The sequence below is a fragment of the Thioclava dalianensis genome (genome assembly GCF_000715505.1).
GTDB lineage: Bacteria > Pseudomonadota > Alphaproteobacteria > Rhodobacterales > Rhodobacteraceae > Thioclava > Thioclava dalianensis.
The window spans coordinates 22,195-38,427 of the sequence record NZ_JHEH01000006.1 but is presented as its reverse complement, the minus strand read 5'-3'; the positions used below and the strand labels follow the sequence as shown (position 1 = coordinate 38,427).

The 16,233-nt window shown below is 61.7% G+C and carries 13 protein-coding genes; 5 read left to right on the top strand and 8 right to left on the bottom strand.

Annotated features, from left to right (window positions below):
- Positions 1-36 precede the first annotated feature (36 nt).
- The 7 genes from addA to regB all read right to left on the bottom strand — a co-directional run bounded on the left by addA (position 37) and on the right by regB (position 11,604).
- Positions 37-3,429, bottom strand: a complete 3,393-nt coding sequence (addA, locus tag DL1_RS06870) for a double-strand break repair helicase AddA (protein WP_038064192.1) — start codon at positions 3,427-3,429, stop codon at positions 37-39.
- On the bottom strand, positions 3,426-6,368 hold the full coding sequence (addB, locus tag DL1_RS06865; RefSeq protein WP_038064190.1) for a double-strand break repair protein AddB: 2,943 nt from the start codon (positions 6,366-6,368) through the stop codon (positions 3,426-3,428). Before addB ends, addA begins: the two co-directional genes overlap by 4 nt.
- A complete protein-coding gene (locus tag DL1_RS06860) occupies positions 6,365-7,057 on the bottom strand; it encodes a nucleotidyltransferase family protein (RefSeq protein WP_038064188.1) in 693 nt (230 codons plus the stop codon). The genes addB and DL1_RS06860 overlap by 4 nt, the downstream gene beginning before the upstream one ends.
- Positions 7,033-8,028, bottom strand: a complete 996-nt coding sequence (locus DL1_RS06855) for an aminoglycoside phosphotransferase family protein (RefSeq protein ID WP_038064186.1) — start codon at positions 8,026-8,028, stop codon at positions 7,033-7,035. Before DL1_RS06855 ends, DL1_RS06860 begins: the two co-directional genes overlap by 25 nt.
- Entirely contained in the window at positions 8,021-8,500 is a 480-nt protein-coding gene (tsaE, locus tag DL1_RS06850) for a tRNA (adenosine(37)-N6)-threonylcarbamoyltransferase complex ATPase subunit type 1 TsaE (RefSeq protein WP_051693390.1), read from the bottom strand. Before tsaE ends, DL1_RS06855 begins: the two co-directional genes overlap by 8 nt.
- A gap of 39 nt (positions 8,501-8,539) precedes the next feature.
- A complete protein-coding gene (locus DL1_RS06845) occupies positions 8,540-10,135 on the bottom strand; it encodes a PAS-domain containing protein (protein ID WP_051693388.1) in 1,596 nt (531 codons plus the stop codon).
- Between the two features lie 89 nt (positions 10,136-10,224).
- Positions 10,225-11,604: a sensor histidine kinase RegB gene (gene regB, locus DL1_RS06840; protein ID WP_038064458.1), complete on the bottom strand. Its 1,380-nt coding sequence runs from the start codon at positions 11,602-11,604 to the stop codon at positions 10,225-10,227.
- Positions 11,605-11,709: 105 nt separating this feature from the next.
- Between regB and DL1_RS06835 the strand changes: the two genes are divergently transcribed.
- The 3 genes from DL1_RS06835 (at position 11,710) to DL1_RS06825 (ending at position 13,339) form a co-directional block, all read left to right on the top strand.
- Complete coding sequence (locus DL1_RS06835) at positions 11,710-12,354, top strand: SCO family protein (protein WP_038064184.1); 645 nt, start codon at positions 11,710-11,712, stop codon at positions 12,352-12,354.
- A 53-nt stretch (positions 12,355-12,407) separates the two neighbouring features.
- On the top strand, positions 12,408-12,962 hold the full coding sequence (locus DL1_RS06830) for an ActR/PrrA/RegA family redox response regulator transcription factor (protein WP_038064182.1): 555 nt from the start codon (positions 12,408-12,410) through the stop codon (positions 12,960-12,962).
- Between the two features lie 68 nt (positions 12,963-13,030).
- The gene (locus tag DL1_RS06825; protein WP_038064180.1) at positions 13,031-13,339 is read left to right on the top strand and encodes an H-NS histone family protein; all 309 of its coding nucleotides are present in this window, start codon (positions 13,031-13,033) and stop codon (positions 13,337-13,339) included.
- Positions 13,340-13,384: 45 nt separating this feature from the next.
- Here DL1_RS06825 and DL1_RS06820 read toward each other — a convergent pair whose 3' ends face one another.
- Positions 13,385-13,975, bottom strand: coding sequence for an HD domain-containing protein (locus DL1_RS06820; RefSeq protein ID WP_038064177.1), 591 nt, complete (start codon positions 13,973-13,975; stop codon positions 13,385-13,387).
- Between the two features lie 273 nt (positions 13,976-14,248).
- Here DL1_RS06820 and DL1_RS20800 point away from each other — a divergent pair, with 273 nt between their 5' ends.
- On the top strand, positions 14,249-14,761 hold the full coding sequence (locus DL1_RS20800) for a hypothetical protein (RefSeq protein ID WP_051693387.1): 513 nt from the start codon (positions 14,249-14,251) through the stop codon (positions 14,759-14,761).
- 76 nt (positions 14,762-14,837) lie between these two features.
- Positions 14,838-16,226 (top strand): adenosylhomocysteinase, encoded by a 1,389-nt coding sequence (gene ahcY, locus DL1_RS06810; RefSeq protein ID WP_038064175.1) that lies wholly within the window; start codon positions 14,838-14,840, stop codon positions 16,224-16,226.
- Positions 16,227-16,233 lie beyond the last annotated feature (7 nt).

Sequence of the window (16,233 nt, the reverse complement as noted above, 5' to 3'; positions counted from 1 at the left end):
GGTTGGCTCTGAACCTAGGTGGCACCCTGCTCTGCGTCAAGATACGGGGTCTGCGCGCAAAGCCGCATCTAGTTGTGCATCTGCGAGCGGCATCAACGTCCCGCTCGCCGTCCACAAGATCGCGCATTGCACGGGTCTGCCCGGATGGATCTGGCGCATTGCGCTGCGATAGGCCGCCATCTGCCGCACCAAGCCTTCGGGGATGTCGCGCGGATCCTGCGGCACGATTGCGTTGGATTTGTAGTCAAGCACCCGGACCACCTCGGGCGTGACGACCAGCCGGTCGATGATCCCATGCAGACGCGCGCCGCCCAGCTCGGGGAGGTCCGCAACGAACTCGACCTCGGCCAAGGCCCCGGGGCCAAGCCATTCGGCCATACCATCTGCATGCAAAACCCGGCGCGCCTCGTCCAAAAGAGGCTCTATTTCGTCCCAAAGCAGCGCATCTTCGCCGGTGGAGAGAAGCGAGCGCGCGACCTCCACCCAATCCGCCTCCGGGCGTTGCGGAAGATATTCGAGCAAGAGATGCAACTGCCGCCCGCGCGCCTTCGCGGCCTCTTCGTCCAGCCCATAGCCCTCGCCGGGCAGCGCCTTGGCCCCCTCGAGATCCGACGGCGTGCGCATCTTGACCGCAGCTTCGGGTTTCAAAACGGGTATGCGGACCCAATCGGGCAGCTCAACTGCTCTCTCCGCGACATAACCTTCGCCTGGAGCACCCAAGGGCGCGGGCCAATCACCGTGGCTATGGCGTTGCACTTCCCCAATCGCTTGAAGGGCCGGGCTCAGAGGCAAAACAGTCTCTGTTCCAGCTCGATCAAGCCCTTCGGTAATCCGTGAATACCAGCTCTCCGAGCCCTCTCCAGTCTTGCCGGAGGCAGCAACGATCAACCATTTCTCGGCCCGCGTCATCGCGACATACAAAAGACGCAACGATTCCGCCTCGCGCTGCGCACGTCGGGCCTCTGTTGCAAGCTGCTGTGCCTCGGGCGCGTCATCCTTGGGAACGCTCCAACCCGCGAGCGCATCTCCAAGCGGAAAAACCTGCGCGCTATCGGGCGAATTGTGCAAAGCAGTATCGGGCAGCAGCACGATCGGCGCCTCAAGCCCTTTTGAGCCATGCACCGTCATCACCCGAATCGCGCGCCCTGCCCCTTCAAGCTGGCGCTTCACCTCGACCTCATCCGCCTCGAGCCAATCGAGGAACCCGGTCAGGCTTGGCACTTCGTTGCGCTCAAAGGCCAGAGCCTGCGAGATCAGCTCGTCAATGCCGTCCTCGGCCTCCGGGCCCAGACGCGCCAGCAACCGCTCGCGCCCACCATGCCGCGTAAGCAGTCGCTCGATCAGCTCGAAGGGCCGCAAGAAATCCGCATTGTCGCGCAGATCGCGCAAAATCGTCAGCGTATCGGGGCGGTTTAGAGACTTTCGCAGCGCCTCCCAGAGGAAACCCTCGCGCGGCTGCGCCAGAGAATAAAGCTCCTGCTCACTCCAACACAAAAGCGGAGATCGCAAGGCCTCTGCGAGCGACAGATCATCCTCCGGCGTCGCCAAGAACGACAAAAGCGCGCGCACATCGCGCACCGCCAACTCGGCCCCAAGCTTGAGCCGGTCCGCCCCGGCCACATTGAGACGTGCCGCTTTGCAGGCACGGATCGTCTCGGCAAAGAGCGCAGAGCGCCGCCGCACAAGGATCAGGAAATCGCCCTCATGGACCGCCCGCGCCCCACCCGGCGCGTTCTTGTCCGGGATCTGCACCCCAGAGTCGATCATCGCCTTGATCTCGGCTGCAATCGCGCGCGCAAGGATCACCGTGTCAGAGGTATCGGCAAGCTGATCGACCGGATCGCTCCAATCCGTCTCTTCCGTCTCACTGTCCTGCGCGACAACGGGCCAAAGATCGACCCGCCCGGGCAAGTCGGACTGGAAGGCAATGTGATGCGGCGCACCGCCCAGACCTTCCTCAGAACCAACCTTGAAACTCTCATCGACGGTTCGCAGAATCGCCGCCGAAGAGCGGAAGGAATGCTCTAGCTCCAACCTGCGCAGCGGATCGCCCGCCCCCTCGAATTTCGCGACAAAATGTCTCTGCATCGCCTCAAAATGCGCCAGATCCGCGCCTTGAAACGAGTAGATCGATTGCTTGCGGTCGCCCACCACAAACAAGCTGCGCGGCTGATCGCGTGCGCCCTCGCCCGAGGTGAACTCATCCGCGATACGCTCGATCACATGCCATTGGCCGGGGCTCGTATCCTGCGCCTCGTCGACCAGAATATGATCAATGCCGCCATCAAGCTTAAACAACACCCATTGCGCGACGGAGGGGTTCGACAGCAAGGCCGCTGCGCGCTGGATCAGATCGTCAAAATCGAGCCACCCGCGCTGCGCCTTGTAGCGGTCGATGCGCGGCAGATAGGCCCGCGCGAAGGCGTGCAGCAATTCGCTGCGCTCGGCTGCGGCCAGCGCCAGTCGCGGCTCGCGCGCCTCTGCCACCCGCTCCGCCAGATCCTTGAGCGCCTCAAACACGCCCGGCTCAAGCTTTTTCTGCAAGCCCTGCGTCAGTAGCTTGTCACCCTTCGGCCCAAACGGCACGCTCGCGCCCTTCTTGAGGTTCATCACATCGGCCAGCTGCGCCAGCGCAGTGAGATCAAGCGTCTCTATTCCGGCGAAAACGCGCCCAACCTTCTGGTCATTCGGCCCGCTGCCAAGACAGGCCGGCGCGACGGAACGCACCAGCTCCAGATCCCCGGGCTCGAAGACCTGCGCAAGTAAAGCCGCACGCGTGAAGGTTTCGGGCAGACCATAGTGCCCAAAGATCTCAGCCCGGCTGCGTTCGGGCAGGAATAAGTCTCTATGCTGGCTGATTTCACGGCAAATCTTGCCAAGATCTTCCGCAGAATAGGCCATCAAAAGCGCATCTAGAACCGGTCGCTCTTCACCCGAAGCAATCGCCTCGAGAATATCCTCGCGCATCAGATCGCCCGCGCGATCATCCATCTCGCTGAACCCGTGCGGTACCTGAGCCTCTAGCGGAAACCGCCGCAACAGCGAGGCGCAAAACGCGTGGATCGTCTGGATCTTGAGCCCGCCCGGCGTCTCGATCGCCTTGGCAAAGAGCCGCCGCGCCTCGTTCAGACGCTCGGCGCTGATCGAACCTTCCTCGCCCAGAGCCTCCAGCTTTTTGCGCAGCTCAGTCTCCGCCATCATCGCCCATTCGCCCAGCAGCGCGAGCAGACGGTTCTGCATCTCGGCGGCTGCGGCCTTGGTATAGGTGAGGCACAAAATCCGCTGCGGTTCGGTGCCGTTCAGCAGCATGCGCGCTACGCGGTCGGTCAGCACTTTGGTCTTGCCAGAGCCCGCATTCGCGCTCAGCCACACGGAGTCTTTGGGCATCGACGCCTGAATCTGGCGCTCGGTTGCGTCATTGGGGCTCACGTCAGATCCTCCGGCTCGGGCTCATCGGTCGTGTCCCATTCTCCAAACCGCGCCAGCAGATCGTAATCGCTGCGATCAGCGGTTTTCTGCATCGCCCGCCGCGCCGTGTAGCCTTGGGTTTGGCTCTGATATCGCGCAACAAGCCCGGCCAAGCGCGCCCACGCCTCATCCGGGGTTTCGGTCCGATCCTTGGAAACCCCCTTCACATCGGGGGACTCTCCGCCGCCTCCAAGCCGCACATAAGTCATGCCCGCGACGCGCCGGACGCCGATGTCGGCGAAGGCACCGCGCTCGACCATCGCCGCCTCCAGAAGCATCTGCTTGTTGAACGCGATGATCTCCGCCTCACTGGGGAGCCCGCCCGACTTGTAGTCGAAAATCCGCGCCTGACCATCGGACAAAAGATCAATCCGGTCCGGCTTGGCCGTTACCGAAAAATCGACGTTCTGCAGCGGAACAGTCACTTTTTCTTCGATCACCGTGGGCGTTCCTTCGGTCAGCCGTGTGGCCTCGTCCTCGCAGAACCGTCCGGCGATCCGGGCAATCCGGGCGCGCCAGATCCGACGGGTGCTGGGCCAAGCGACGTCCCTCTCCAGCACTGTATCGGTAATCGAAAGCAGCCGTTCGCGCGCAGCCTCGATCGTCTCAGACTCGGGGCGCGTCTTGGTGAAGGTCTCCACAATCTCATGCAGGATTTTCCCGCGCAGCAGAGGATCAGGCGCGGGTCGCATCGGATCGAGTGGGAACAGCTTGAGTATCCGCTTGGCATAGATCGCGTAAGGATCCCGGATCAGGGTCTGCACCGCCGTAACAGAGATGTTTTTGGGCCGATGCGCGCGGGGCGGACGCGGCGAGGGGCGAGGCGCGGGCGCCAAAGTGATCTGCGGCGTCTCAAGCTGATCGGCGAGCGAAAGCCAGTGCGTGCCGCGTGTCCGCATCTCTGCCAGCGCCACGTCGCCGCCCTGCTCGGGCAGCCCCTGCAACAGGTTGGTGATCCGGTTGAGCCAGCGCGACGGGATCGTCTCGGCCTCGGCATCGCGGCGCGCGCGGCTCAGAACCACCTCGCCTGCCCCCATCGCTTGTTGGAAGTCATGTGCCGACAGGCCGATCTGGCGCTCGGGCAGCAAAAGCCCGACTTCGAGACGCATCTGCCGGTTCAGCCAAGGATCCGGCGCTGGCGCCTCGGGCCAGCTGCCCTCGTTCAGCCCGCCGCAAATAATCAGATCGGCATTCGAGGCGCGTGCCTCCAGCGTCCCCCAGATCGCGACCCGAGGATGCGCGGAGCGTCCGCTGCGCGCCATACCGCCCTGAAGCTGCAGTTTGACCAGCTCGGCATAGGCAAAGGGCGTCATCTCGCCGCCGTAACCAGCCTCGCGCCGCAGTTCGGACATCAGCCGCAGAGCTTCGCGCCCGCCCTCTTCGCGCCACAGCTCACTGACCTCCGCAGAGCCACCGGGACCGGCGGCAAGACGCTCTGTCAGATCCAGATGTGTCTCTATACTGGCCAAAAGCGGCTGCTTCTCGGGCGTCTCAAAGCCTTGGATCATCTCGGCGACCCAGCTGCTCCAGGTCGCGCGATCCTCAGGCTTCTTGGCCGCCCAGACGCTCAGCGACTCCGCCGAGGGGAAGGCAGGCCCATCACGCCGCAGCGCCAGTTCCAGATCGCGGGTCAGGCGCAGATGCTGGCCCCGCGCGTCCGAGCCCGCCCCAGTCGCACAGAGCGGATGCTTGAGCAGCACGAGCAGATCCGCAATCGTGAGCGCCGCCCCGCGCAGATCGGCCACGTGGCGCAGCAATCGCCCCGGCGCGGTCAATTGCAACGGCTGGCCTGCGCTATCATCGGGAATGATCCCCCAGCGGTCGAGCGCGGCGGTCACGCGCCGGGCCAGCAGACGATCCGGCGTGATCAGCGCAACCGAGCGCCCGGTCTCAAGCCCCTCGCGCATCCGCAGCGCGATGGACAGAGCCTCATGGCGCGGGTCGCGCGCCTCAATCAGCGAAAGACCCGCGCAGGCCTGACGCAAATCACCCAGATCGCGCCCCTCGATCCGCCATTGATCCGTGACCGGCGCAGGCCGCAGCGCAAGGGAAACCAACTTGTTGCGCGCCGCCGCATTCGGCACAGCTCCGGTCCAATCGCGCACATCACCGGGCGTCAGACCCAAGCTGTCGAGCAATCCGCGAAACCGGTATTGCGGATGATCCTCGATCGGAAACTTCCCGGAAAAGAGACTATTCCAGGCCAAATCGGTCATATCTCGGTCGAAACCCGGCAAAACGACCATACCGTCTTCAAGCCCGCAGACCGCGCGCATGAAGGCAGCTGTCGCGCCACGCGACCCGGTCGAGCCCGCCACGATCACCGGATCCTCCGGCGGGGTATGGGCCCAGCTGCGCGCGATTTCCTCGACGACCAACCTCTGGCGCGCCTCGGCATCCAAGCCCGCATCGCCTTCGAAATACCGCGCCACGATCTTGATAAACTCAAGGCTGCGCCGCCAATGCTCGGCATAGTTTTCTGACATCTCGATCGTCTCGAGATCATCGGGGTGAACCCCCTCGCTTTGCATCTCTGCAATCAGGCTGGAGAGGCTCTCGGCAAGCTGAATATGGCTCGAACCCGCCTCAAAAGCAGGGATAGCGCGGGTCAACTGCTCGACAAGCTGCGCCAATTCCAGCTTGCGCCGCAAGCCTGAGACCGCCAACGGCAGGCCGGCCAACGGATCCTGCCCGAGATCGCTCACAAGGCGCAGGTGCGGCAGGTAGCGCGCCCCTTCGCTCAGGAACACCTCGCGCACCCGGCGCAACATCCGCCCGGAATTGAGATAAAGCTGAACCCGCGCCATCGCCTCAGGCGGTTGATCCGCCATCCGCTCGACCAGCCCCGCAACCAGCGCCTCGGGAAAATCGACACCGATCGGGACGGCGAAAACGCTCATCGCGCGGCCCCTTCCAGCATCCCTTCGGCCAAAGAAATCGAGTTCGGGCGGCCGACATCGCACCACCCGCCGCGATGCACCACGCCGTAAAGGCGACCGCGCGCAATCATCTGGTCCCAAAGCCGATTGAGCGAGAAGTGATCCTCTGCAATCTCCGCCAAACCGTCCGTCACAAGGATCTGCGCCCCGGTGTAGATGTAGCCCGTTCCGCGCGTCAAAGAGCCGTCGGGCGCCATTGCGAAATCGCCCGCGCCCGGATGGCCCAAAGCCTGTTCGGGCGAGACGAGAGCCACAAGCGCGTCCATCCGCTCGCCATCCCACGCGGCCTGCAAGGTTGTGATCACATTGTCTCCGGTCCAGACCGCATCGGTGTTCAAGGTGAAAACCGGCCCCGTTCCTAGCTGTGGTAGAGCCTTGCGCAGCCCACCTCCCGTCTCAAGGATCTCCGCGCGCTCATCCGAGATCTCGACACCGCGCGGAGCAAGATAAGCTTCCATCTGATCTGCGCGGTAATGCACGTTCGCCACGACTTTCGCGATCCCGGCCTCATGGACCAGCGCCAGCGCGTGATCGACCAAGGGCTTGCCCGCGACCTCGACCAAGGGTTTCGGGCGGTCCTGCGTCAAAGCGCCCATGCGCGTGCCGAAGCCCGCGGCAAAAAGCATCAGAGATCGGGGCGTGTCGCGCATGAATTCTCCAGCTCAGAAATGAGGTTCGGGCTTGGCGCAGGATAGCTTGCGCGCAGCAATTGTGCGATCTGGGTAAGTGCGGGATGCGTCAAATTATGCTCTATATTGGCCCAAACGCGATGCATCAACGGCAGATAGCCGGGTTTTCCATCGCGCAGACAGAGCCGCGCGAAGATCCCCAGAATGCGCAGGGCGCGCTGCACACCAAGCAGACTGTAGATCGCGGCAAACCGATCCGGCGCAATCCCGCTTTGATCGGCAAAGCGGGCAATTTCCCGCTCGGCCACGCTGCGCGACACATCCCGGCGTGCATCTTGAAGCGCAGAGACCAGATCATAGGCCGGGTGGCACAGCACCGCGTCCTGAAAATCGAGCAATCCCAAGCCGCGATTGCCGGGACGGTCGAGCAGCACGATATTCTCGGCATGAAAATCGCGCAGGCAGAGCACATCGTCTTCCACGGCGAGCATGGAATACAAATCCGAAATCGCGGTCGCGAGACGATCTGCGCTCTCTTGCGACAGGCAAGGATACCAATCGGGCGTGATCGAGATCAGCGCGACCAATGCGTCCGCATCGAGACGGTCAAGATAATCGGGTGGCGATATTCGACCCAATTCCAGCAGAAAATTGGTAATCTGGGCGTAAATCTCACTCTCACGGCTCGGCGCATCCCGCACAACCCGCGCAGCCAGATCATTGCCGAAATCCTCAAGCAGCAGAAACCCGTCCGTCGCGCCATCGCACAAAATTTCGGGCGCGGAGAAGCCCGCCTCTCGGAGCCAATCGGCCAGCGCGACGAAGCGCTCGATCTCGGGGCCCGGCACAGCCTTCATCAGCACCGCGCTTTGCCCAGACCGGATCAGCCGATCATAGCTGCGCGCCGAGGCATCGCCCGCCAGCACAACCCGGCGCGCATCGGCCCAGCCTGCGCGCTCCAGAAACCGCGACAAGGTGGCGCTCTCAGCCATTCCATCCCTCCAGAATGCGGCGTGCCAGCTTCACATTGCCGCTCAGTTCCAGCTGACGTGCCAAGCCGTCCTCAGAGCTTTGAAACTGCAAAAGAGCCGCGTTTTCCGGTGTTTCAGAGCCTAAACGGTCTGGCCATTCGATCAGGCACAGGGCCGTGTCGAACGCCCCGTCAAGGCCAAGCTCGAACAGCTCATCGGGATCGGTGAGGCGATAGAGGTCCGCATGCCAGATCTCGCAATCAGCCTGATAGGTCTGAACAAGCGTGAAGGTCGGTGAGGGCACATCCTCGAACAGCCCAACCTTGGCCAGACGGTGCTGGATCAGTGCACGCGCAAAATGGGTCTTTCCCGCGCCGATGGGCCCGGCGAGCAGCAACACATCGCCCGGTCCCACGCGATCCGCGACATGTGCACCAAAGCGGCGCGTCACCTCGGGATCAAGCAGGGTCAGAGGAGAGGTCTGGGACAGCATGGGGCGAGTTTTACGCCCCTCCGCGCGCACTGCAAGCGATTAACCATGCGCCGCTGCGTTGGTCTGGCGGCGCGATTTTCCGCCAAGCACTGCGCTTGGTTCGGGCTGGTGCGAAAACTGCACCATCAGTGCGCCCCCATGCAGCGGAATGAGGCGACATTGAAGCCGCGTGCCGTCCTTGAGCCGAACCACCTCACTCACCGGATCGCGTGCCCCGATCTTTTGGGGCCGGGTCTTCAGGGTCGACCAGAACGGCGTCGGCTGACACCCCTCGCGCCAATGACCGATCGCATCGACCAGCGACATCCGCCCCAGCACGGCCTCTGGATCGACCGACCACATCCGGCAATAGGCGACATTCGAACTCATAAGCTCTCCATCGCTCTGAAACACCGCAATGGCGTCGTCAATCCGGTCCAGCACCTCTTGGCTGACCTCCAACTGCGCGCGAAACCTGCGAGTGGAGGCGATTTCCGCCGAGATATCCTCAAACAAAAACGCCACCGCGCCATCGGGATGGGGCCGCCCGGTGACCCGGTAGGTCTGCCCGCCCGGCAAGCCCCATGTCTCAGAGTGAAGCCCGGTCGATGCCGCTTTCTCCAGCTCTGTCATCCGCGTCCGCCAGCTGCGGTAGTCCTTTGGCTCCGGCATCATCCGGGTCTCGCGCAGCCGGTCGAGAAACGCATAGAGCGTGGGCCGCGCGGTCATCATCTCGGGTGGAAGCTGCAAAAGATCGATCAGCGCGGGATTGAACAATTGCAGCTGGCGTTGACGGTCAAACACCGCAAGACCAACTGGCAGATCCGCGAATGTCTTGGACAGCGTCTGAACGAAATCCCGCAATGCCTGTTCGGCGCGCACGACCGCATTGGCGGGCAGCGCGAAATGCAGCCAGCTCCCATGCAGCTCGAAGGAGTGGCAATCATACCAAGATGTCCCGGCCTCTGCTTCGGTCAAAGCGATGCGGATCGGGCCGTTTCGCGCTTGATTAGGGTCGAAGTTGAACAGCACGGGCAGCGGCCAGATGAAACCGTCCTCCGAAGTTTCGAGAACGCCGGAGCGCAGAATATAGGCACGGTTCGCCCAGCTTATCGCCCCGGTTTGATCCGCACGCCACACCAGCGCCGGCGAGCGGTCAATCGTCTGGCGCATCAGCTCCAGCTCATCTTCAAGCGCGCGTTGCGACAAGCCGTCCACCAGCACGCCACGCCCTTCCGCCTCGGGATCGCAGAGCGTGATCCGGGCCAATCCGTCGATATTCTCGGCAATGAGCTCCAGCGGGCGACGCCCCCCCTCGCGCTGCGTGCCGACAAGATGGATTCGCCCCCGCTCGACCAGACCCGCCATCTGCGCCGGAAAGTCGTGAAAGCGCGGGCCGATGAACCCGGCCAGACGCGACCAGTCGCTTACGCCCGCCGGCGTCGCCTCGATCAGGGCCTGCGCCGGGGCGGTCGCATCCACCAGCGCATGATCGTCGAACAGAAAGACCGTCTGCTCAAGCTCCGGGTGCTGCACCTCTGTCAGATCCGGCACCCGCGCGCGACCGATCAACCACCATGTCACCAGCATCGCCAAGATCGCTGATCCGACAGAGGTCAGTGCAACGAAACCCGCCTCGAACCATACGCTCGCCATAACACGGCCTTTCTAACCTGTCCCATGGGCGAGATTGGCGTGGGATTGGTTAAATCTGTGTTAATCCCTCCGGACGGGCGCGCAGAGCCTTACCCCGTGATCGGCGCATTCAGACCCAGAGCCGCGCTTTCGGGCGCAAGGATCCGCTCGGCGGGCCAGCTCACTTCGACCACGGCGCCCGAGCGTTGCGGCTCTTGGGTGAGCGGGGCGTAGCTCGCATCTCCGTTGAAAAAGGCAAGCTGGGCGCCGGTGCGCTCCAGCAGAGTCTTGGCGATGAAAACACCCAGACCCATCCCGTCATATTCCTTCCGCTCCGAGGCGTTTGCGCGCGGCTGAAGATAGGGATCGCCGATCCGGCTGAGCACATTGCTCGGATAGCCGCGACCGTCATCGCTGACGCGCACACGGATCATCTCGGCATCCCACTCGGCCTCGATCCAAACGGTGGTGCGCGCGAAATCGACGGCGTTCTGCACGAAATTGCGCAGCGCGTGGATCAGCTCGGGATAGCGGTAGATGGTCGGCTGACGCTCTGCGCCTTCCTCGATCGGGTGGCCCTCAAAGCGAATGTCGATCCCGCGCTCTTGATGGGGGTCGGCGGCCTCGCGCAGCACAGCCATCAGGGGTGCGCTGCGCAGATGCAGATCGTCTTTGCCCGCGCGCCCCATGGAATGGAGAATATCGCGGCATCGATCCGCCTGCTCACGGATCAACAAAGCGTCGTCGCGCAGATCTTCGCGATCCCCCAGCTCATCGGCGAGCTCAGCCGAAACCAGCTTGATCGTCGCCAGCGGCGTGCCCAGCTCATGCGCCGCCGCAGCGACCACGCCCCCCAGATCCGTGAGCTTTTGCTCGCGCGCCAGCGCAAGCTGAGTGGCCCGCAGCGCCTCGCTCATCGAGCGGTTCTCGTTTGAAACCGTATGCGCGTAGGCCCCCAGAAACGCCACGCCGATCACGATCGCCAGCCAATAGCCGAACTCAAATACCGGCGGCATATTTATAACCTCGCCGTCGCGCGTCATCAGCGGCAGATAGACCAGCGCCACCAGCGAGATCATCACCATCGTCGACAGCCCCAGCGCAATCGTGGCCGAGCGTTTCAGCGCAGTCGCGGCAATCGTCACAGGCACGAGGATAAGCAACGCGAAGGGATTGCTCAGCCCGCCCGTGATCGCCAACAAGATCGCAAGCTGCGCCATGTCGAACATCAGTGTCGCCGCGGCCTCCGGCTGGGTGAGCCGCTTGGTGTCGGGAAAAGAAAAGATCGCGATCAGGTTCGCTGCCACTGCCGCCCCGACCGTGGCAAAACACAGCGGCAGGTCCAGCGCGATATTGAAGAACGAGTAAGCAATCAGGATCGCCGCAAGCTGCCCGGCGATCGCAATCCAGCGCAGATAGATCAATGTCCGCAACCGGACCCAATCCTGATGGGTCTCGGGCGGTCCGGGCTGGGCTTTGTGCCGTGGCATGGTGCCTCCGCGTCGTTTCAGCGCATGGAGATAAAAAACATGCGCCTGCATTGATACTTCGCCGCTCTCGCGCGATCAATGGAGCGTGAACGAGGAGCACAACCGATGAAAACCGCAACAATCGCCTTTGCAGCAAGCGCTGTCGTCATACTCGGGCTGGGTGCCACGTGGCTCTCGATCTCGGCACGCCAGTCTGAAGATGTCTTCGCGAAATGCCGCTCAAGCGTCGTGGCGGGTGGCGCGGGCCAGATCGGTGGCCCCTTCACGCTGACCGACGAAAACGGCCGTGAGGTCACGGATAAAGACGTGATCACCGAGCCGAGCCTGCTCTATTTCGGCTACACGTATTGCCCCGATGTCTGCCCGCTCGACAATGCGCGCAATGCAAACGCCATCGAGCAGCTAGAAGCCAAGGGCTATTCGGCCACGCCGATCTTCATTTCAGTTGATCCGGCGCGCGATACGCCAGAGGTGCTGCGAGAATTCACCGATATCATGCATCCGAAGATGATCGGACTGACGGGCACGCCCGAGCAGATCAGCAAGGTCTCAAAAGAATACCGGACCTATTACAAGGTGCAAAACCCAGGCGACCCCTACACGCTGATTGATCATTCCACGCAAAGCTATCTGGTACTTCCCAAAGTCGGCTTCGTCGAATATTTCAACCGCGATGCCAAACCGGAGCAAATGGCCGACCGCATGGCGTGTTTCATCGATGCATGGAAAAGCTCGGGCAGTGGAAATTGACCCTGAGGGTGTGAGCTCCTACATAACAGCGGAAGCTTAACCTGGGGAAACGAATGGCAGATGATTTGACAGCTGAACTTGGGCCGGACCGCTCGCTTTTGCTGGTCGATGATGACATCTCTTTCCTGACTCGTTTGGCGCGCGCGATGGAGAAACGCGGATTTGCGCCGCAGACTGCGGAAACCGTCGCGGCTGGCCGTGCAATCGTCCAATCGCAGGCGCCCGCCTATGCGGTGATCGACCTGCGGCTTGAAGACGGCAGCGGGCTTGATGTTGTCGAATTGCTGCGCGAAAAACGCGCTGATGCCCGAATTGTCGTCCTGACCGGATATGGCGCAATCGCGACCGCCGTTGCCGCTGTCAAAATGGGCGCCACCGATTATCTTGCCAAGCCCGCCGATGCGACCGATATCACAAATGCGTTGCTGGCACGGGGCGAAGAAGCACCGCCGCCCCCGGAAAATCCGATGAGCGCGGATCGCGTGCGCTGGGAGCATATTCAAAGGGTCTACGAGCTCTGTGATCGCAACGTTTCGGAAACCGCACGCCGTTTAAATATGCATCGGCGTACACTTCAGCGTATTTTGGCCAAACGCAGCCCACGTTAACTCTTTCGTCTATTGATTATTTTCTCTATTTGGCTTTCATAGAAATGTGTAGCAAATAGAGGTGTCCAATGAATTTGGAAACTATGTCGCTTGACGAGTTAAAGGCGCTTCAAAAGAACGTCGAAAAGGCGATCGCGTCTTACGAGGCTCGCAAGAAAAAAGAAGCGCTGGATCAGCTTGAGAAAGCTGCGCGCGATATGGGCTATTCCTTGTCCGAGCTGACAAGCGCAGGCGGCGTGAAACCGCGCCGGGCCGTGGCACCAAAATATGCAAACCCCGCCAATCCGAGCGAAACGTGGTCCGGGCGCGGGCGCAAGCCGCGTTGGGTGCAAGCGGCGCTCGACCAAGGCAAGTCGCTGGACGATCTCAAAATCTAAGCGCACCACACTCGGCTCAAGGGTCCGCCTAGAGGGCGGACCTTTTCACATCTTGATCCCAGCCAGCAGTGTTTCGTGACGCCGGGTGTAATCAAGCCGCACCTGCGAGGGTGGACGCAGCCGAATTTCAAAAGCTTCCGCCATTTTTGGATCCAGCTTGCCAAAAATCTTATCCGCTTCGGTTTTCGAAAACCCAGCGATTTGTTCGGCCTCCAGCCGGGCCGAAACGATATCTGCCTTTTTGATGGCCCGCTTTATTTTGACCGGAAGCGCTGCGGGCAGACCGAACCGGATATGCACCGCTGCAGCCAGACGCGAATCAAGCTCACTATATCCAGCCCCGACGGTCGCTTTAACCGGGCTGATCATATCCCCTAAAACATATTCCGGCGCGTCATGCAAAAGGGCGGCCAATTGCCATTTCGGATCTGCGTTCGGATTTTGCAGTGTGAATATTTGCTCAACGAGAAGCGAATGCTCGGCGACGGAATAGGGCCAATCCCCGAAAGTTTGACCATTCCAGCGCGCAACAAAGGCAAGCCCATGCGCAATATCTTCAACCTCGATATCAACCGGAGTCGGATCGAGCAAATCAAGCCGCCGTCCCGATAGCATACGTTGCCAAGCCCGTTTCATCTGTCCTGCCTTTTCCGGTTTTAAGACCGGATCTGTCGTCAAATTCAGGCCGAATTTAAAACAATTCAGCCTCTACATCCAATCGTGAGACCGCGTGAAAACGGGTCGCCTCGCCCCCGCTATACCCTTCCGGCACCGCGTCTGCACGCGCAAGGTTGCGAGAGCTTTTCGTGAGTGGCCACGCATTTCTTTCGCGCAAACGCGCTCAAAGGGGGAACCAGACAATGCGGCGGGCGTTTTCGACTTGACACACAGGAAAGGGAGGACCTCGACATGCGGACCTCGAAAAAATCCATTCTGGCGGCTGCCTTTGTCGGACTGAGCGTTCCCGCGACCATCGCGATCGCGAGCGTTTCGACGCAGTTCCAGCCCAAGCAATCCATCGAGAGCGACAGCAATGCGCGCGATATCATGTTGCGCGGCTATACCGGCGACGGGCGCCCGATGGATGGCGACACTTCCGATATTCCCTATGGCGATCTGCGCGCCTTCGACAAGATCAACACGATCGGCGTCGCGCAATCGCCCGATGTTCCCTATTGCGACATACGCTCCAAGCTGACCCAAACACTTGGCCATGACTTCGCCGAGAAGCCCCGTCTCGAGAAAACGCTGAGCGGGAATCGCTCGGTCGAGCTCTGGGCCTCGAAAATCATGGGCACGTGGACGGCGGTCTACACCCGCGCCGATGGCGTCTCTTGCGTCGTGTCTTCGGGCATGAACTGGACGCAGGGTGAAAACCCGGTCGCCTTGCTCCACAAAGAGGGCATTCTGCCCGCCGCGTGATGTGAGATCAGCCATTGTTGTCGCATTAAGGTGCGAGTGCTACATACGGCTCAAATGAACATTTGGGAGCCGCAACATGGCTGATTATATCGTCAAGGACATTGGGCTGGCTGAGTTTGGCCGCAAGGAACTTGAGATCGCCGAAACCGAGATGCCGGGGCTGATGGCCTGCCGCGCGGAATTTGGTCAGAGCAAACCGCTCAAGGGCGCGCGGATCGTAGGTTCGCTGCACATGACCATTCAGACCGCGGTGCTGATCGAGACGCTGGTAGAGCTGGGCGCGGATGTGCGTTGGGCCTCGTGCAACATCTATTCGACCCAAGATCACGCGGCGGCCGCAATCGCGGCGGGCGGCACCCCGGTCTTTGCGATCAAGGGCCAGTCCCTGACCGAGCATTGGGATTATCTCGACCGCTCCTTCCAGTTCCCCGAAGGCGCGAACATGATCCTCGACGATGGCGGCGATGCCACGCTTTACGTGCTGCTTGGCGCGCGCGTCGAGGCGGGCGAGACCGATCTGATCGAAGTCCCCACCTCGGAAGAGGAAGAGGTCATCTTCAAGCAGATCAAGAAGCGGATGGCGGAGTCCCCCGGCTGGTTCACCAAAACCCGCGAGGCGATCCAAGGCGTGTCCGAAGAGACCACGACCGGCGTGCATCGCCTTTATGACCTGCACAAGAAAGGTCAGCTTCCTTTCCCTGCGATCAACGTCAACGACTCCGTCACCAAGTCGAAATTCGACAATAAATATGGCTGCAAGGAAAGCCTTGTCGACGGCATCCGCCGCGCCACCGATGTGATGATGGCCGGCAAAGTCGCCGTCGTCTGCGGCTATGGCGATGTCGGCAAGGGCTGCGCGGCCTCGCTTCTGGGCGCGGGCGCACGCGTGAAGGTCACGGAAGTCGATCCGATCTGCGCCTTGCAGGCCGCGATGGACGGGTTCGAGGTCGTGCTGCTGGAAGACGTGGTCGACAGCGCCGACATCTTCATCACCACCACCGGCAACCGCGACATCATCCGCATCGAGCATATGCGCGCGATGAAAAACATGGCGATCGTCGGCAATATCGGCCATTTCGACAATGAAATTCAGGTGGCAAACCTGCGCAACCACAAATGGACCAATATCAAAGAGCAGGTGGATATGATCGAGATGCCGTCGGGCAATCGCATCATCCTGCTCTCCGAAGGGCGCCTGCTGAACCTCGGCAACGCGACCGGCCATCCGAGCTTTGTGATGTCGGCCAGCTTCACCAACCAGGTGCTGGCGCAGATCGAGCTGTGGACCAAGGGCGACGAGTATCAGCCCGGCGTCTACATCCTGCCCAAACACCTGGATGAGAAGGTCGCACGGCTTCACCTCGACCGGATCGGCGTGAAACTGACCGAGCTGAAGCCCGAGCAGGCCGCCTATATCGGCGTCACCGTCGAGGGCCCCTACAAGCCCGAGCATTACCGCTACTGATCGATCC